This window comes from Trinickia sp. HAY1-2D (assembly GCF_056754935.1).
Window position 1 is genome coordinate 1,802,545 of sequence record NZ_JBPGWX010000002.1, and the last position, 17,048, is coordinate 1,819,592.

General features: G+C 64.0%; 15 protein-coding genes. 13 read left to right on the forward strand and 2 right to left on the reverse strand.

Going from position 1 to position 17,048, the window contains the following annotated elements; translation table 11 throughout:
- Positions 1–39: 39 nt before the first annotated feature.
- The 8 genes from ACR9ZC_RS15555 to ACR9ZC_RS15590 all read left to right on the forward strand — a co-directional run bounded on the left by ACR9ZC_RS15555 (position 40) and on the right by ACR9ZC_RS15590 (position 8,866).
- The gene (locus tag ACR9ZC_RS15555; RefSeq protein WP_481580991.1) at positions 40–972 is read left to right on the forward strand and encodes an HPP family protein; all 933 of its coding nucleotides are present in this window, start codon (positions 40–42) and stop codon (positions 970–972) included.
- A 204-nt stretch (positions 973–1,176) separates the two neighbouring features.
- Entirely contained in the window at positions 1,177–1,707 is a 531-nt protein-coding gene (locus ACR9ZC_RS15560) for an NAD(P)H-dependent oxidoreductase subunit E (RefSeq protein WP_481580992.1), read from the forward strand.
- Positions 1,704–3,293 (forward strand): formate dehydrogenase beta subunit, encoded by a 1,590-nt coding sequence (locus ACR9ZC_RS15565; RefSeq protein ID WP_481580993.1) that lies wholly within the window; start codon positions 1,704–1,706, stop codon positions 3,291–3,293. The genes ACR9ZC_RS15560 and ACR9ZC_RS15565 overlap by 4 nt, the downstream gene beginning before the upstream one ends.
- A 38-nt stretch (positions 3,294–3,331) precedes the next feature.
- Positions 3,332–6,277, forward strand: a complete 2,946-nt coding sequence (gene fdhF, locus ACR9ZC_RS15570; RefSeq protein ID WP_481580994.1) for a formate dehydrogenase subunit alpha — start codon at positions 3,332–3,334, stop codon at positions 6,275–6,277.
- 19 nt (positions 6,278–6,296) lie between these two features.
- Positions 6,297–6,551: a formate dehydrogenase subunit delta gene (locus ACR9ZC_RS15575; RefSeq protein ID WP_481580995.1), complete on the forward strand. Its 255-nt coding sequence runs from the start codon at positions 6,297–6,299 to the stop codon at positions 6,549–6,551.
- A gap of 9 nt (positions 6,552–6,560) precedes the next feature.
- Positions 6,561–7,601 carry a 2-dehydropantoate 2-reductase gene (locus ACR9ZC_RS15580; RefSeq protein ID WP_331572698.1) on the forward strand — a complete coding sequence of 347 codons (1,041 nt, stop codon included), beginning with the start codon at positions 6,561–6,563 and terminating at the stop codon, positions 7,599–7,601.
- A 337-nt stretch (positions 7,602–7,938) separates the two neighbouring features.
- Positions 7,939–8,169 (forward strand): hypothetical protein, encoded by a 231-nt coding sequence (locus ACR9ZC_RS15585; RefSeq protein ID WP_414720315.1) that lies wholly within the window; start codon positions 7,939–7,941, stop codon positions 8,167–8,169.
- Positions 8,147–8,866 carry a GntR family transcriptional regulator gene (locus ACR9ZC_RS15590; protein ID WP_331572700.1) on the forward strand — a complete coding sequence of 240 codons (720 nt, stop codon included), beginning with the start codon at positions 8,147–8,149 and terminating at the stop codon, positions 8,864–8,866. Before ACR9ZC_RS15585 ends, ACR9ZC_RS15590 begins: the two co-directional genes overlap by 23 nt.
- 15 nt (positions 8,867–8,881) lie before the next feature.
- On the opposite strand, the gene ACR9ZC_RS15595 is transcribed toward ACR9ZC_RS15590, so the two are convergent.
- On the reverse strand, positions 8,882–9,829 hold the full coding sequence (locus ACR9ZC_RS15595) for a LysR family transcriptional regulator (protein ID WP_331572702.1): 948 nt from the start codon (positions 9,827–9,829) through the stop codon (positions 8,882–8,884).
- 543 nt (positions 9,830–10,372) lie between these two features.
- Here ACR9ZC_RS15595 and oxlT point away from each other — a divergent pair.
- Entirely contained in the window at positions 10,373–11,671 is a 1,299-nt protein-coding gene (gene oxlT, locus ACR9ZC_RS15600; RefSeq protein ID WP_481580996.1) for an oxalate/formate MFS antiporter, read from the forward strand.
- A gap of 246 nt (positions 11,672–11,917) precedes the next feature.
- Here the strand turns inward: oxlT and ACR9ZC_RS15605 are convergent, their stop codons facing one another.
- The gene (locus ACR9ZC_RS15605; protein ID WP_331572706.1) at positions 11,918–12,301 is read right to left on the reverse strand and encodes a hypothetical protein; all 384 of its coding nucleotides are present in this window, start codon (positions 12,299–12,301) and stop codon (positions 11,918–11,920) included.
- A 263-nt stretch (positions 12,302–12,564) separates the two neighbouring features.
- Here ACR9ZC_RS15605 and ACR9ZC_RS15610 point away from each other — a divergent pair, with 263 nt between their 5' ends.
- The 4 genes from ACR9ZC_RS15610 (at position 12,565) to ACR9ZC_RS15625 (ending at position 17,023) form a co-directional block, all read left to right on the forward strand.
- On the forward strand, positions 12,565–13,278 hold the full coding sequence (locus tag ACR9ZC_RS15610) for a GntR family transcriptional regulator (protein WP_331572708.1): 714 nt from the start codon (positions 12,565–12,567) through the stop codon (positions 13,276–13,278).
- A 220-nt stretch (positions 13,279–13,498) separates the two neighbouring features.
- Positions 13,499–15,241 carry an oxalyl-CoA decarboxylase gene (gene oxc / locus ACR9ZC_RS15615; RefSeq protein ID WP_481580997.1) on the forward strand — a complete coding sequence of 581 codons (1,743 nt, stop codon included), beginning with the start codon at positions 13,499–13,501 and terminating at the stop codon, positions 15,239–15,241.
- A 32-nt stretch (positions 15,242–15,273) separates the two neighbouring features.
- Positions 15,274–16,524, forward strand: a complete 1,251-nt coding sequence (gene frc / locus ACR9ZC_RS15620; protein WP_331572712.1) for a formyl-CoA transferase — start codon at positions 15,274–15,276, stop codon at positions 16,522–16,524.
- A gap of 67 nt (positions 16,525–16,591) precedes the next feature.
- Positions 16,592–17,023 carry a PAS domain-containing protein gene (locus ACR9ZC_RS15625; protein WP_331572714.1) on the forward strand — a complete coding sequence of 144 codons (432 nt, stop codon included), beginning with the start codon at positions 16,592–16,594 and terminating at the stop codon, positions 17,021–17,023.
- Positions 17,024–17,048: the final 25 nt, after the last annotated feature.

Here is a 17,048-nt window from a genome sequence, read left to right on the forward strand (position 1 = left end):
AGATGCCCCGAAATATTGTGTCGATAGCGAGCGATACGGATGAAAAACGGAGACGGGCAAGGTAAGCGCATTCGGTCGTGTCTGGGTGCGTTGTTCGGCATCGCCTTTACGGGCTGGGCGGCGCATGCCGTCCTCGGTATGGACATGGAAACACCGTTGCTCGTTGCGCCGATGGGCGCGTCGGCGGTATTGCTGTTCGCCGTGCCGGAAAGCCCGCTTGCCCAACCGTGGTCGATCATGGGCGGCAATATCTGCGCGGCGATCGTTGGCGTGGTATGTGCGAAGTTGATCGGCACGCCGATCGTTGCGGCCGCAACGGCGGTGGCCTTGGCCATCAGTGTCATGCTGGCATTTCGCTGCGTACATCCGCCTTCAGGCGCCGTTGCCCTGACTGCCGTACTCGGCGGCCCCGCGGTTCACGAGCTCGGTTATGGCTTCGTCCTGGTGCCGATCGCACTGCAATCGGCGGCACTCCTGAGCGCCGCGCTCGCGTTTCACCTGACGATGGGGCACCGCTATCCGCGCTCGTTCAGCGGCGACGCCAGCCATGCGGCGGCCGGACGCTGGGCGAGCCTCTGGCAACGTCTGTCGTCGGTCGCTCAGCGGCGCGGCGGGGCCGAGGATGCCTCGATGCCGGGCGCGAGTGCGCACCGCCATTCGCCCGGAATTGAAGCGTTACTGCACGGCGACGGAGACCGCTTCGCCCTTTCCCGCGGGTGCGGGGAACTCACCTGCGCGGACATCATGTCCGCCCTGCCGCATTCGCCCAGGGTGCCGAACCCGAGTCACTATGACTGTACCGTCCGCACCGATACACCGATCAGCGAATTGGCGCCGCACTTCAAGGATCACGCGTGCGATCGCGTGGGCGTGCTCGACGGCGGCGGCCGGCTCGTCGGGGCGATCAGCCAACTCGATTTGATCTGGGGGCTCTACCGCCAAATGCGAACGCCAGAGGGCATCGCTGCATGACGGAGCAGCTTTGGGCGTCCCTGCCGACCCATTCATCATCATCAATGTTGACGATAAAAAACTTTAACTTTTCCTAATAGATCGACTCCCGCACTATTTGTCCATGCAAGCGGCCTGCAATGCGTGAGCTGCAGGAATCAGAAGCTAGCTGACGAAGTGCCACGCTCGGGCAGCCCGCCCTGGCACTCCAACAAAACGTACCGCTTGAAGGAGACACGCGTGTTCGACGCCGATCGATTGATCGCGCGGCACTGCTGCGAAGGGCGTTCGCTCCTCGCGGTGCTGCACGCGATACAGGACGAAGCCGGTTTCATCCCGCCCGAAGTGGTGACGCCGCTGGCGCGGGCGATGAACCTCTCGCGCGCCGAAGTGCATGGCGTGCTGACGTACTACCACCATTTCCGCACGAGCGCGCCGCCGCGCGTGGGCGTGGCACTGTGCCGGGCCGAATCGTGCCGCAGCATGGGCACCGAAGCGCTGGCCGCGCATATCGAAGCACGCACCGGTTGCCGCTTCGATGCCAAGCATGCCGACGGCACGAATAACGGCCACCCTGCCGAAGGCGCGCCGGTCGAACTCGAATCGGTCTACTGCCTGGGCCAATGCGCGCTGTCGCCGGCCATGACGATCAACGGCACGCTGCACGCGAAGGTGACGCCGGCCAAATTCGATGCGCTGTTCGAGGCGGCCTGCACGCAGGCCGGCATCGCACCCGCTCATAAGGAGTCCGTATGAATTTGCAGGCCGGGACACCCCTGTCGGCGGTGCGCATCTTCGTGCCGCGCGATTCGTCGGCGCTCGCGCTGGGCGCCGATGCACTGGCCGCGGCGATCGAGGCCGAAGCCGCGCGGCGCGGCGTGGCCATCGAGCTCGTGCGCAACGGCTCGCGCGGGCTCTTGTGGCTCGAGCCGCTCGTGGAAGTGCAAACGAGCGCGGGCCGCGTGGGCTACGGCAACGTCGAGGCGGCCGATGTCGCCGCGCTGTTCGACGCGGGCTGGCTCGATGGCGGCGGCACGCACGCGCGGGCGGTGGGCCTCGTCGAGGAGATTCCGTATCTGAAGCGCCAGCAGCGGCTCACGTTCGCGCGCCTGGGGCTCACCGATCCGCTGTCGATCGACGATTACCTGGCCCACGAAGGCCTCGTGGGCCTCAAAGCGGCGCTGGCGATGGACGGCGACGCGGCCGTCGAGGCGCTGATCGAATCGGGCCTGCGCGGGCGCGGCGGCGCGGCGTTTCCGGCCGGCATCAAATGGCGCACGGTGCGCGCGGCCCAGGCCGCCCAGAAGTACATCGTGTGCAATGCCGACGAGGGCGACTCCGGCACGTTCTCGGACCGCTTGTCGATGGAGGGCGATCCGTACGGGCTGATCGAAGGCATGATCATCGCGGGCGTGGTCACGGGCGCCACGCGCGGCTACATCTACGTGCGCAGCGAATACCCGCATGCGATCGCCATGCTGAACGCGGCGATCGAACGCGCGCGCGAGGCAGGCTGGCTCGGCGCGAGCGTGCTCGGCTCGGGCCGCGCGTTCGAGCTGGAGGTGGCCAAGGGCGCGGGCTCGTACGTGTGCGGCGAGGAAACGGCGCTGCTCGAGTCGCTCGAGGGCAAGCGCGGCATCGTGCGGGCCAAGCCGCCGGTGCCGGCGCTCGCGGGCCTGTATGGCCAGCCCACGGTGATCAACAACGTCATCACGCTGGCCACGGTGCCGGTGATCTTCGCGCGCGGCGCGGCGTACTACCGCGACTTCGGCATGGGCCGCTCGCGCGGCACGCTGCCGTTTCAGCTGGCGGGCAACATCTTGCGCGGCGGGCTCGTGGAGCTGGCCTTCGGCGTGACGCTGCGCGAGCTGCTCGAGGAGTACGGCGGCGGCACGGCCAGCGGGCGGCCCGCGCGGGCGGTGCAAGTGGGCGGGCCGCTGGGCACGTACTTGCCGGAGAGCCAGTGGGACATTCCGCTGGACTACGAAGCGTATGCGGCCGTGGGCGCGGTGGTGGGCCACGGCGGGCTGGTGGTGCACGACGACACGTCGAACCTGGCGGAGCTGGCGCAATACGCGATGCACTTCTGTGCGATCGAGTCGTGCGGCAAGTGCACGCCGTGCCGTATCGGCTCCACGCGCGGCGTCGAGGTGATCCAGCGCATGCGCAATGGCGACACCTCGGACAAGCAGGTGCAACTGCTGCGCGATCTGTGCGACACGATGGTGTCGGGCTCGCTGTGCGCGATGGGCGGCATGACGCCGTATCCGGTGCGCTCCGCGCTCGATCATTTCCCGGAAGATTTCGGTCTGCGTGCCGAGCCCAAAGCGGCCGCGGCTTGAGCCGCTGGCGCGCACGCAAACCTCAGGAGTACTGATTCATGTCCGACGCACTTGTTTCCCCGAAGACCGGTGGTTGCGGCTCAGGCAATTGCGCCTGCAAGAGCGCCGCGCAGAACCTGAACCCGCTCGATGACATCGACTACGGCACGCCGCGCCGGCACGCCGACACGGACGTGACGCTCACGATCGACGATCGCGAGGTGACGGTGGCCGCGGGCACCTCGGTGATGCGCGCGGCGATCGAAGCGGGCGTGAACGTGCCCAAGCTGTGTGCGACCGATTCGCTGGAGCCGTTCGGCTCGTGCCGGCTGTGCCTGGTGGAGATCGAAGGCCGGCGCGGTTATCCGGCCTCGTGCACGACGCCGGTCGAAGCGGGCATGCGCGTGGCCACGCAAACGCCGCGGCTGCAGGATTTGCGGCGCAACGTGATGGAGCTGTACATCTCGGACCATCCGCTCGATTGTCTGACGTGTCCGGCCAACGGCAACTGCGAGCTGCAGGACATGGCGGGCGTGGTGGGCTTGCGCGAGGTGCGCTATGGCTTTGACGGGGCCAATCACCTCAAGGACCAAAAGGACGAATCGAACCCGTACTTCACCTACGATCCGTCCAAGTGCATCGTGTGCAATCGCTGCGTGCGCGCGTGCGAGGAGACGCAGGGCACGTTCGCGCTGACGATCGCCGCGCGCGGGTTCGATTCGCGCGTGGCGGCCAGCGAGAACGTGCCGTTCATGGACTCGGAGTGCGTCTCGTGCGGCGCGTGCGTGGCGGCGTGCCCGACGGCCACCTTGATGGAAAAGTCCGTCACGGTGCTCGGTCAGGCGGAGCATTCGGTGGTGACGACGTGCGCGTACTGCGGTGTGGGCTGCGCGTTCAAGGCGGAGATGAAGGGCAGCCAGGTGGTGCGCATGGTGCCGTACCGCAACGGGCAGGCCAACGAGGGCCACGCCTGCGTGAAGGGGCGCTTTGCGTGGGGCTACGCGACGCACAAGGACCGCATCACCAAGCCGATGATCCGCGCGAAGATCACGGACCCGTGGCGCGAGGTGAGCTGGGACGAGGCGATCGCGTATGCGGCCTCGGAGTTCAAGCGCATCCAGGCCAAGTACGGGCGCGATTCGATCGGCGGGATCACCTCGTCGCGCTGCACGAACGAGGAGACGTATCTCGTGCAAAAGCTCGTGCGCGCGGCGTTCGGCAACAACAACGTGGACACGTGCGCGCGGGTGTGCCATTCGCCCACGGGCTACGGGCTGAAGACGACGCTGGGCGAATCGGCGGGCACGCAGACGTTTGCCTCGGTGGCGCACTCGGACGTGATCGTGGTGATCGGGGCGAACCCGACGGACGGGCATCCGGTGTTCGCCTCGCGCTTGAAGCGGCGCGTGCGCGAGGGCGCCAAGCTGATCGTGGCCGATCCGCGGCGCATCGATCTGGTGGACGGCCCGCACCTGAAGGCCGATTACCACTTGCCGCTGCGCCCGGGCACGAACGTGGCGCTGATCAATGCGCTGGCGCACGTGGTGGTCACGGAAAACCTGGTGGCCGAGGCGTTCGTGGCCGAGCGCTGCGAGCCGGTGTCGTTTGCGCAGTGGCGCGAGTTCGTGGCGCGCGAGGAGAACTCGCCCGAGGCCACCGAGGCGGTCACGGGCGTGCCGGCCGCCGATGTGCGCGCGGCCGCCCGCCTGTACGCGACGGGCGGCAACGCGGCGATCTACTACGGGCTCGGGGTGACCGAGCATGCGCAGGGCTCGACGATGGTGATGGGCATCGCGAACCTGGCGATGGCCACGGGCAACGTCGGGCGCGAGGGCGTGGGCGTGAATCCGCTGCGCGGGCAGAACAATGTGCAAGGCTCGTGCGACATGGGCTCGTTTCCGCACGAGCTGCCGGGCTACCGGCACGTGGGCGGCGACGCGGTGCGCACGCAGTTCGAGGCGGCCTGGCACGTGGCGCTGCAAGCGGAGCCGGGGCTGCGCATTCCGAACATGTTCGATGCGGCGCTGGACGGCACGTTCCTGGGGCTGTACTGCCAGGGCGAGGACATCGTGCAGTCGGACCCGGACACGCAGCATGTGGCCGCGGCGCTCTCGGCGATGGAGTGCATCGTGGTGCAGGACATCTTCCTGAACGAGACGGCCAAGTATGCGCACGTGTTCCTGCCGGGCTCGTCGTTCCTGGAGAAGGACGGCACGTTCACGAACGCGGAGCGGCGCATCTCGCGGGTGCGGCGCGTGATGCCGCCGATGGCGGGCTTCGCGGACTGGGAGGTGACGCTCAAGCTGTCGAAGGCGCTGGGCTACGAGATGGACTACGCGCATCCGGGCGAGATCATGGACGAGATCGCGCGGCTCACGCCGACGTTCGAGGGGGTCTCGTATGCGCTGATCGACGAGCTGGGCAGCGTGCAGTGGCCGTGCAACGCGCAGGCGCCCGAGGGCACGCCGACGATGCACGTGGACGAGTTCGTGCGGGGCAAGGGCAAGTTCGTGATCACGAAGTTCGTGGCGTCCGACGAGAAGGTGACGCGGCGCTTCCCGCTGCTGTTGACGACGGGGCGGATTCTGTCGCAGTACAACGTGGGGGCGCAGACGCGGCGCACGGAGAACGTGCGCTGGCACGACGAGGACCGGCTCGAGCTGCATCCGCACGATGCCGAGGAGCGCGGCGTGAAGACGGGCGACTGGGTGGGCATCGAATCGCGCGCGGGCACGACCGTGCTGCGCGCGCTGGTGACCGAGCGCATGCAGCCCGGGGTGGTCTACACGACGTTCCACTTCCCCGAGTCGGGGGCGAACGTGATCACCACGGACAGCTCGGACTGGGCGACCAACTGCCCCGAGTACAAGGTGACGGCGGTGCAGGTGATGCCGGTGCAGCAGCCTTCGGCGTGGCAGCAGGCGTACTCGCGCTTTACCGACGAGCAGCTCACGCTGCTCAACGAGCGCGAGCGCGGCGCGGCCCATGCGGGCACGGGCAAATGAGCACAGTGAGAGACCGACGATGAACGAGCACCACCTGATCGAGATGGCCAACCGCATCGGCGAGTTCTTCGAGTCGATGCCCGATCGCGACGAGGCCCTCGCCGGCATCGCCGAGCATATCCGCTCCTTTTGGGAGCCGCGCATGCGACGCGTCCTACTGAGCGCGCTCGACGAGGCCAGTGCGTCCACGATGCGCGAGATCGTTCGCGAGGCGCTTTCGCTGCGCCGCGCCGAACTCGAGCCGCGCGCCACCGCTTTCGTGACTTCACTTTAGGGAACCCATATGAAGATCTGTGTATATGGCGCCGGCGCGATCGGCGCTTACATGGGCGCACAGCTTGCGCTGGCCGGTGCCGATGTGAGCTTCATCGCGCGCGGCCCTCATCTCGCGGCCATGCAGAAGAATGGCGTCCGGCTTCAAACGGAAGAGGGCGAGCGTGTGGTCAACGTGCGGTGCACGTCCGATCCGCGCGAGCTTGGCGAGCAGGACTACGTCATCGTCGCACTCAAGGCGCATTCCGTGGCCGGCGTCGTCGACGCAATGCAGCCGTTGCTGGGCCCGAATACCGCGATCGTGACGGCCATCAACGGCATCCCGTATTGGTACTTCTATCGCCATGGGGGCGTATTCGCCGGCACCATGCTCGACAGCGTGGATCCGGGCGGCACGCAATGGAAACGCCTCGGGCCCGAACGCGCGATCGGCTGTGTGCTGTATCCGGCTGCGGAGATCGTCGAGCCCGGTGTCGTACGCCATGTCTACGGCAAGAAGTTTCCGATAGGCGAGCCGAGCGGCGAGAAAACCGAGCGTATCCTCGCGTTGCAGGAAATGATGGTGGCGGCCGGCTTCGATGCGCCGATCCGTGACGACATCCGCGATGAAATCTGGCTCAAGCTCTGGGGCAATCTCTGCTTCAACCCGATCAGCGCATTGACGCATGCGACGCTCGACGTCATCACGAGCAACCCCGGCACGCGTGCCGTGTCCCGAACGATGATGCTCGAGGCAAAGTCGATTGCGGATCGCTTCGGGGTGCATTTCCGCGTCGATGTGGAGCGGCGCATCGACGGTGCGGGCGCCGTTGGGGCGCACAAGACTTCGATGCTTCAGGATCTCGAGTCCGGTCGTCCGATGGAAATCGATCCGTTGCTGACCGTCGTGCAGGAGATGGGCCGCCTCGTTGGCCAGGCGACCCCGATCATCGACACCGTTCTCGCGTTGATCAAGCTCCGGGAGCAAACGGCGCAGCACGCGCTTGCGCAGACGGCTGCCCGGGCCGCCTCGCAGCCTCCCGGCGTCACGCAAGGGGCTCGCGCGGCGTAAGGCATCGTAGGGGGAACTGCTTCCCGGCCGATTCCCGCCAGCCTTTTTTCTCTCCCGCACACCGTTGCCGCGCCTGCGGCGACGGTGTCCGCATCCCGAAGTCCGCCTGATTCCCCTTTTGGTCCAAGCGATTACCCGCTGACATCCGTGCGGCGCGGTATCCTGTCGGTCGTGCGTCGCCCGCTACTCCGCGTGCGTGGGGCTCCTCCACGTACGCGTGTCGCTGAAACAACGGATCGCGGCGATTCCGTGAAATATCACATACAAAATATTGACGGCTGCCGCGTCGCAGCATTACCATGGCTACCATCTGATCAAACTTCTCCTGGAGTGGGAAATGGAACTGGTGGAACTTCCGAACTTGTCGTTGCTTTCGCTCGCGGCCGTCGGTCTTGGCAGCCTCGCTACCTACTTGATTTCGCAATGGCTGCCCGCATCGGTCGCGGATCTCGCGGCCAAACACGGGCGTTTCGTCGGCCTGGGCGAAGTGGAGGGCGCCGGCGTGCACGCTGGGGCACGCCCGGGGCGGACTCGTGAGGCACTGAATGTCGTCAGAACTGCTAACTAAAACTACCGCTTCGCCGCTCACGCTTTCGCTGAAATCGATCGGCGCGAGCGTCAGCTTGCGCGATCAGGCTTATGCGATGCTGCGCAAGGCGATTGCGGACGCCGATATCTACGCGACGCGGGAGCCCGTGCGGCTCGATGAGCGCATGCTGAGCGAAACGCTCGGCGTGAGCCGAACGCCGATTCGGGAAGCGATGACGCTGCTCGAACAGGAGGGTTTTTTACGCACGGTTCCGCGCCGCGGGATTTACATCGTGCGAAAGAGCCGGCGCGAGATCGTCGAAATGATCCAGATGTGGGCCGCACTCGAGAGCATGGCGGCGCGCCAGGCGACGCTGCACGCGACGGACGAGGAAATCGCCCGCTTGCGCCGCATGTTCGACAACTTCCGCGATACGACTCCCGCCGAGCATATCGAAGAGTATTCGGATGCGAACATCGCGTTCCATCAGGCGATCGTCGAACTGTCGAAATCGCAGATCATCCTCGAAACGATCAAGAACATCTTCGTGCACGTCCGGGCGATCCGGCGAATGACGATTTCGCAAAGCGACCGTGCCGCTCGCTCGATCGTCGACCATCTGCGCATCATCGAAGCGCTCGAAAAACGCGATACCGAGCTGGCGGAGCGACTCGTCCGTCAACATTCACTCGATTTGGCCGATTACGTCGACGCGCATTGCGATTTTCTCGACTGATCGCGCGGCCCGGGTTCAGGCGTGCTTCGCGGTCAGCGCGCCAACCCGGGTAATCTGCTCGAGCAACGCCGCGCCTTCGTCGATCAGGAAACGCTTGAAGGCTTCCGCAACGGGAGGCAGGCGTTTGTTCTTGCGGTGCACGACATACCAGTTGAGCATGACGGGGAAGCCCTCGACGTCGAGCACGACGAGATTGCCGACTTGCAACTCGAGACTGATCGTGTGAGCCGACAGAAAAGCGATGCCCATACCCGCGATCACGGCTTGCTTGATCGTCTCGGTGCTCTTGATCTCCATGGCCACTTTCGGGTGCTCGAGCCGGCCGGCGAGTCCCTCCTGCATCGAATTCCAGGTGTCCGAGCCGCGCTCGCGCACAATGAACGGCTCGTCGGCCAGTTGTGCCATGGTGATGAAGCGTTTCGACGCGAGCGGATGCGTCGGTGCCGCGACGATGACATAGGGATGGGGCGCGAACGGCTCGGTCGTGACGTCCATATTGACCGGCGGGCGGACCATGACCGCTAAATCGGTCTGATTCGTCGATAACTGCTGAAGCAATTCCTCGCGGTTGTGGACCGCGAGATTGAATGTCACCCCGGAATAGCGGCGTGTGAACTCGGCGAGCAAACGTGGAAAGAAATAATCGCCCGCGCTGATGACGGCGACATTGAGCGTACCGCCGGAGATACCCTTGAGCTGGCTCATCGCTTCGTCCTCCTGCTGGAATTGCTGAAGGATCGTGCGGCTGAACTGCAGCATTTCGGTGCCGGCCGGCGTCAGGTAGATTTTTTTCCCAAGCTGTTCGAAAAGAGGCAACCCCGCGTGCTCTTCGAGTTGAGCAACCTGCGTGGAGACCGCCGGCTGCGTCAGATGAAGCTCCTCTGCGGCACGTGAAAAGCTCAGGAGGCGGGCAACCGTTTCGAAGACCTTCAGCTGCCGAAGCGTTGCATTTCTGATAGTCATGGCCGAAGCGGGTCCATAAGCAAAACTGGATCGTCATCGTAACAAACTTCAGGTTTTCCTAACTTAGCAAAGACCCTATGCGTCCGCCCCTTTTGCCGACGAAGCGCACTTTGCGCGCATTAGGGATAACACCCGGCAGGAGCGACCTGACTTGAGTTGGCGAGAAACCGGCAATCCCGCAACGTGTTGCGCCGTGGGCTCCGAGCCGTGCTCGGCCGGTCCATAAACGAAAGTGAATCGAGACGGTAACAAACTTTGATTATCGGTAATTCATCGCTGCCCCTAGCATGCGTCTATGCAATCAGGCTTTGTCATCGAACAGGAAAGCGCGCATCGGCGCCGCGCCGCGCAGCAAGGCGGCTGGAGCCCAGGCGCGAGCCCGTCACGTCGATGCCGTCGGCCGGTTGCCTTTTCACTCATCGCATTCAAGGGCTCAGGCACTCACTCGATTTTAAAAATGATTCATAAAGAATGAATGAATTAAGAGTGTAGGCCCGTTGCGCCTCTCGCTTTTCAATAATTAGATGGATGGAGACGAAGCAAATGGACGGAAACGCTGCATTTTGGAAGGGCAGGTGGTCTCAGCTGTTCATCGGCATGCTCTGTATGGCACTCGTGGCCAACCTTCAGTACGCGTGGACACTGTTTGTCGCACCGATGCAGGCGCGGCACCATTGGGAACCTGCGTCGATCCAGCTGGCCTTCTCGATCTTCATTCTGACCGAGACCTGGCTCGTTCCCGTGGAAGGGTGGCTCGTGGACCGCTTCGGCCCACGGCCGGTGGTGGCGCTCGGCGCGGTTTGCGCGGGCCTCGCATGGGTCATTTATTCGTTTGCCACCACGCTGCCTGAGCTCTATGCAGCCTCGGTCATCGCCGGAGTTGGGGCGGGATGCGTCTATGGTACGTGTGTCGGCAATGCGCTGAAGTGGTTCCCCGATCGCCGCGGTCTCGCGGCGGGGCTCACTGCCGCTGGTTTCGGTGCGGGCGCGGCCGTCACCGTGATTCCGATCGCCAACATGATCACGCGCTCGGGCTACGAACACACGTTCTTCTTCTTCGGCATTCTGCAAGGAGCCTCCATCTTCGTGCTCGCCATGCTGCTCGCCAAACCGACGGGCCGCGGCGCGGTCGCGCCCAAGCGCAAGTTCGCGGTCACGAAGGTCGACTACACGCCTGGCCAGATGGCTCGTACGCCGGTCTTCTGGGCGATTTATATCTCGTTCGTCGCTGTGGCGGCCGGCGGGTTGATGGCAACGGCGCAGATCGGGCCGATCGCCAAGGATATGGGCCTGGCGCGCTTGCCGATGACGCTCTTCGGGCTGACGTTGCCGCTGCTGACGATGACGCTCTCGATCGACAACATCTGCAACGGGTTCACGCGGCCGCTGTGCGGCTTCGTCTCGGACAAGATCGGCCGTGAAAACACGATGTTCATCGTCTTCATCGGCGAAGGCCTCGCGCTGCTCGGCCTCATGCAGTACGGCACGAACCCCTATGCGTTCATGACGTTCGCGGCGCTGATCTTCCTGTGCTGGGGCGAAATCTTCTCGATCTTCCCCGCCATCTGCGCGGACACGTTCGGCAGCAAATTCGCCGCGGGCAATGCGGGGCTGCTCTATACAGCCAAAGGTACCGCGTCGCTGCTCGTGCCGCTCGCATCGATCCTGGCCTCCGCCGGCGGATGGAACGCGGTGTTCCTGGTGTCGGCCGCCATCACGATCACTGCGGGGGTCGCGGCGAAATTCCTGCTCGCCCCCATGCGCTCGCGTTGGATCGAGTCGCAGGGGGAGGGTGAGTCGTTCGTTGCGGCACCTCGTTCGTCGTCGTCGCTGACGCATTGATCGCAGGCTAATGGGCGCCTTGCTCGGTTTCGGGCAAGGCGCCCAATGTTTTTGGGCGGACGGATTGCGCGAGCTCGACTCGCGCGCAGCACCAACAAGACACGGCAAGCCTCGGCAAGTAACAAGCCTCGACAAGTAACAAGCCTCGACAAGTAACAAGCCCCGGCAAGTAACAAGCAACAAAAACGCCGCGCGATGTATGCGCGGCGTTACGAGAGAAGATTAGGAGTACTGATGAATACCGGATCAGGCACCAGCGAGCATGGGCAAGCTGTAATCGGTCTGGACCTGCGTATCGCGCGCGCGGACCTGCACGACGGAGGGGCGGTTCGTTTCCATGTGGATCGCCGTGTCGAGAATCGGCAGCGGCTCGGGGCGCTGCGCGTTTTTCCTCGTCAAGATGGCGTGGCTCAGGAATTCCGGGCTGTAGGCCTTGAGCAGATGCGGATGGTGAGTCTCGATGTACGTCACGATCCGCATCGCTTCGTCCTCGATGCAGGCAAGCGATGCAAGCGTGCGCGCATCCCACCGAAAGCGCAGTCCCAACTCCTCGAACGCCATGTTGTAGGCGCACACATGCGCGTGCAGATCGGCCTCGGCCTCGCGCCCCTCGATGAATGCCTGGCTCATAGCCCTTTCCTCCGGATCGATGAATCGGTGAATCGATGATTTGACTAGAGCATAAAGCGCCGATTGGATAGTCGATAGTTAAAGTTTTATTGGAAAATCATAAGGCAATATCTATGGATGCCCACGCCAGCCGCGCTGCGGCGGTCTCGCTGCAACGACCAGCCCCTCTTTCCTCGCACAGCCACTGCATCGGAACGCTTGGGTCTTGGAGATATCTGATATACAGTATTGAGAATATCGAAGAGGCGAGGGGACAGAGAGCCATGGAGAGGGAAGCTGAGAGCCGCGGTGTACCGGCGGCATTGACGTTGGCGCCGATCGGCGCCTCGGCGTCACTGCGCGACCAGGCTTACGCGAGCCTGAAGCGTGCGATTGCCGAGACGGACATTTACCGTTCGCGCGAGGCGGTCCGCCTCGACGAGAAGGAGCTGGCCGAGGCGCTCGGTGTAAGTCGTACGCCCGTGCGCGAGGCCATGACGTTGCTCGAACAGGAAGGGTTCTTGCGGACCGTGCCGCGGCGCGGCGTCTACATCCTGCGCAAGACCAAGCGCGAGATCGTCGAGATGATCCACATGTGGGCGGCGCTCGAAAGCATGGCCGCGCGTCTCGCGACGCTGAGGGCGACCGACGACGACCTCGCGCGGCTGCGGCGGCTCTTCGACGACTTCGGCGAGACGGCGCCCGCGGACCAGGTCGAGGAGTACTCCGAGGCGAACATCGCGTTTCATCAATCGCTCGTCGAGTTGTCGGACTCGCCGGTTCTCATCGAAACGGTCAAGAACATCTTCATGCATGTGCGCGCGATCAGGCGCATGACGATCGCGCGCAGCGATCGCGCCTCGCGCTCGATCGGCGATCACATGCGAATCATCGAAGCCCTCGAGGCGCGCGATACCGAGCGCGCCGAGCGCCTCGTAAGACAGCATTCGCTCGATCTCGCGGCGTTCGTCGAGGCGCATTGCGACTTCCTCGATTGAAGCAGCGGTATCGGTAAAGCAACGGAATCAGGGCGAGCTCGAGAGGCGGCTCGCTTGTGCACCGCAACCGAAAAACGGTCAGCGGTAGGTCGCGTCGAGCGCTGAGGGGAATCGCAGTGCAGCAGCGTTCAACGGGGCCAAAAAAAGCCTTGACTAATACTGTGTGTGGAATATTGTATATCACAAGAAACACCAAACATCTGCGCCAAGGAGGCAAGACATGGCAGAAGTTGTTGGGACGATCGAGCCGGAGACGATCCCCGCTACCGAAACACCGCCGATGACCGACGGCTTTCATCTCGTCATCGACGCATTCAAGCTGAACGGCATCGAGACGATCTACGGGTTGCCGGGCATTCCCGTGACCGACCTTGCGCGTCTCGCGCAAGCCGAGGGCATGCGGGTCATCAGCTTCCGACATGAGCAAAACGCAGGCAACGCCGCGGCAGCCGCGGGTTATCTCACGCAAAAGCCCGGGCTTTGCCTGACGGTTTCGGCGCCTGGCTTTTTGAACGGATTGACCGCACTCGCCAATGCGACGACGAACTGCTTTCCGATGATTCTCGTGAGCGGCTCGAGCGAGCGCGAAATCGTCGATCTGCAGCAGGGCGATTACGAGGAGATGGACCAGCTCAATATCGCGAAGCCGCACGCCAAGGCTGCATTCCGCGTGCTGCATGCGGAAGACATCGGCATCGGCGTGGCCCGCGCGATTCGAGCGGCCGTGTCCGGCCGTCCCGGCGGTGTTTATCTCGATCTGCCCGCCAAGCTGCTGGCGCAGACGATGGATGCCGCGGCCGGCCGGAAATCGCTCGTGCGCGTGGTCGATGCCGCGCCGCGCCAATTGCCCGCGCCGGAATCGGTGAGCCGGGCGCTCGAATTGCTCAAGCGCGCCAAGCGTCCGCTGATTCTGCTCGGCAAGGGCGCGGCCTATGCGCAGGCCGACGCCGCCGTTCGAGAGCTCGTCGAGAAATCGGGCATTCCCTATCTGCCGATGTCGATGGCCAAGGGCCTGTTGCCTGACAATCATCCGCAATCGGCGTCCGCGGCGCGTTCTTTCGTGCTCGCCGAATCGGACGTGGTCATGTTGATCGGCGCGCGCTTGAACTGGCTGCTTTCGCACGGCAAGGGCAAGACCTGGGGCAGCCCGAAACAGTTCATTCAGATCGATATCGCTCCGACCGAGATCGACAGCAACGTGGCCATCGCGGCACCGGTGATCGGCGATATCGGCTCATGCGTCGCGGCGCTCGCCGAAGGCATCGGCGCGGACTTCCCGAAGCCGGCGGCCGATTGGCTCGCAGCCGTGGCCGAACGCAAGAACAAGAACCTGACGAAGATGGCGGCCACGCTCGCGGCCGATCCCACGCCGATGAACTTCCACAGCGCGCTGAGCGTGCTGCGCGACGTCGTCAAGGCCAACCCCGACATCACGATCGTCAATGAAGGCGCCAATACGCTCGATTACGCGCGCAGCATCATCGACATGTACCAGCCTCGCAAGCGGCTCGACTGCGGCACGTGGGGAATCATGGGTATCGGCATGGGCTTCGCCGTGGGCGCTGCCGTCGAAACCGGCAAGCAGGTCATCGCGATCGAGGGCGACAGCGCCTTCGGCTTCAGCGGCATGGAAGTCGAGACGATCTGCCGCTACGACCTGCCCGTGTGCATCGTCGTGTTCAACAACAACGGCGTTTATCGCGGCACGGACGTCAACCCGTCGGGTGGAAAAGACGTCGCGCCGACAGTGTTCGTCAAGGGTGCGCGCTACGACAAGATGATGGAAGCGTTCGGTGGCAAGGGCTATCACGTGACGACCACGAAAGCGCTCCAACAGGCACTCGACGAAGCGATCGCGCTCGGCAAGCCGGTGCTCATCAACGCCGTCATCGACGAATCGGCGGGCACCGAAAGCGGCCGGCTCACCAACCTCAATCCGCAAAGCGCGGCAAGCAAGAAATAACGCTCGAGATTCCCATACATCAGGAGAAAACAATGAGCCTTCCGTTAGACGGCATCAAGATCATCGATTTCACGCATGTTCAGGCCGGCCCCGCCTGCACGCAGCTGCTCGCCTGGTTCGGTGCGGACGTGATCAAGGTCGAGCGCCCGGGCGCCGGCGACGTGACGCGCAATCAGCTGCGCGACATTCCCGACGCCGACGCGCTGTACTTCACGATGCTCAACAGCAACAAGCGTTCGCTGACGCTCGACACCAAGAAGCCCGAGGGCAAGGCGGTGCTCGAAAAGCTGATCCGCGAATCGGACGTTCTCGTCGAGAACTTCGGCCCCGGCGCGCTCGATCGCATGGGCTTTTCGTGGGAGCGCATCAAGGAGCTCAATCCGAAGATGATCGTGGCATCGGTGAAAGGCTTCTCGGAGGGGCATCACTATTCCGATCTGAAAGTGTATGAGAACGTCGCCCAGTGTGCGGGCGGCGCCGCCTCGACGACCGGCTTCTGGGACGGCCCGCCGACGATCAGCGCGGCCGCGCTCGGCGATACCAACACCGGTATGCATCTTGCGATCGGCATCCTGACGGCGATCATCGGCCGCCAGAAGACGGGCAAGGGGCAAAAGGTGGCAGTCGCGATGCAGGATGCGGTGCTGAACCTGTGCCGCGTCAAACTGCGCGATCAACAGCGTCTCGAGCGCGTGGGCTTCCTGAAGGAGTACCCGCAGTATCCGCACGGCACGTTCACCGACGTCGTACCGCGCGGCGGCAATGCGGGCGGCGGTGGGCAGCCGGGCTGGGTGCTCAAGTGCAAGGGCTGGGAGACGGATCCGAACGCCTATATCTACTTCACGGTCCAGGACCATGCGTGGGAACCGATTTGCCGCGCCCTCGGCCGTCCGGAATGGATCAACGATCCCGACTACATGACGCCCGAGGCCCGTCAGCCGCATATCTTCGACATCTTCGGCAAGATCGAAGAGTGGCTTGGCGACAAGACGAAGTTCGAAGCGGTCGACATCCTGCGCAAGTTCGACATTCCGTGCGCGCCGGTGCTCAGCATGAAAGAGCTGGCTTATGACGAATCGATGCGCAAGACGGGCTCGATCGTCGAAGTGCCGCACAAGGTACGCGGCACCTACCTGACGGTTGGCAGCCCGATCAAGTTCTCGGATCTCAAGCCCGAGATCACCTCTTCCCCGCTGCTCGGCGAGCACACGGAGGAGGTTCTGCAACAGCTTGGCTATACCCAGGAACAGATCTCCCAAATGAAGGAGATCGGTGCCGTCTGACGGTCCGCGCGAAAGCGGCGGGGGCGGTCGATATACTGCCCCCGTCAATACGAATGGGATATGCGCCATGAAAACGACAGTCGATTTGCAGCAGTTGCTTTCGGTTATCGGCGATGCGGTCGTCGTCTCGGACGCCGAGGGCAGCATCACGTTGTGGAACCCCGCGGCCGAACGCATGTTCGGCTTCACGGAGCAAGAGGCGCTCGGCCAGTCGCTCGATCTGATCATCCCTCAACGCTTGCAGCAGCGTCATTGGGACGGCTATCGGAAGACGATGGAGACGGGCCAGACGCGCTACGGCAACGACGTGTTGAAGGTACCGGCCGTGCACAAGGATGGTCGTGCGCTGTCGATCGCGTTTACGGTCGCGCTGCTTCATTCGGCTGACGGCGCATTGACGGGGATCGTCGCGGTGATTCGCGACGAGACGAGCCGCTTCCAGGAAGATCGCAATTTGCGCAAAAGGCTCGCGGAGCTCGAAGCGCGCGCTGGCGCGTGAAGCGCGGCGCGGCCGGCAAGCCGCA

Bases quoted from the DNA above. Each gene is read 5' to 3' on its own strand.
- ACR9ZC_RS15585 (WP_414720315.1), top strand. From the start codon at position 7,939: ATGGAACTGGTGGAACTTCCGAACTTGTCGTTGCTTTCGCTCGCGGCC.
- ACR9ZC_RS15590 (WP_331572700.1), top strand. From the start codon at position 8,147: ATGTCGTCAGAACTGCTAACTAAAACTACCGCTTCGCCGCTCACGCTT.
- frc (WP_331572712.1), top strand. From the start codon at position 15,274: ATGAGCCTTCCGTTAGACGGCATCAAGATCATCGATTTCACGCATGTT.
- ACR9ZC_RS15580 (WP_331572698.1), top strand. From the start codon at position 6,561: ATGAAGATCTGTGTATATGGCGCCGGCGCGATCGGCGCTTACATGGGC.
- ACR9ZC_RS15575 (WP_481580995.1), top strand. From the start codon at position 6,297: ATGAACGAGCACCACCTGATCGAGATGGCCAACCGCATCGGCGAGTTC.
- ACR9ZC_RS15605 (WP_331572706.1), bottom strand. From the start codon at position 12,301: ATGAGCCAGGCATTCATCGAGGGGCGCGAGGCCGAGGCCGATCTGCAC.
- ACR9ZC_RS15625 (WP_331572714.1), top strand. From the start codon at position 16,592: ATGAAAACGACAGTCGATTTGCAGCAGTTGCTTTCGGTTATCGGCGAT.
- ACR9ZC_RS15595 (WP_331572702.1), bottom strand. From the start codon at position 9,829: ATGACTATCAGAAATGCAACGCTTCGGCAGCTGAAGGTCTTCGAAACG.
- ACR9ZC_RS15610 (WP_331572708.1), top strand. From the start codon at position 12,565: ATGGAGAGGGAAGCTGAGAGCCGCGGTGTACCGGCGGCATTGACGTTG.
- ACR9ZC_RS15555 (WP_481580991.1), top strand. From the start codon at position 40: ATGAAAAACGGAGACGGGCAAGGTAAGCGCATTCGGTCGTGTCTGGGT.
- ACR9ZC_RS15565 (WP_481580993.1), top strand. From the start codon at position 1,704: ATGAATTTGCAGGCCGGGACACCCCTGTCGGCGGTGCGCATCTTCGTG.
- oxlT (WP_481580996.1), top strand. From the start codon at position 10,373: ATGGACGGAAACGCTGCATTTTGGAAGGGCAGGTGGTCTCAGCTGTTC.
- fdhF (WP_481580994.1), top strand. From the start codon at position 3,332: ATGTCCGACGCACTTGTTTCCCCGAAGACCGGTGGTTGCGGCTCAGGC.
- oxc (WP_481580997.1), top strand. From the start codon at position 13,499: ATGGCAGAAGTTGTTGGGACGATCGAGCCGGAGACGATCCCCGCTACC.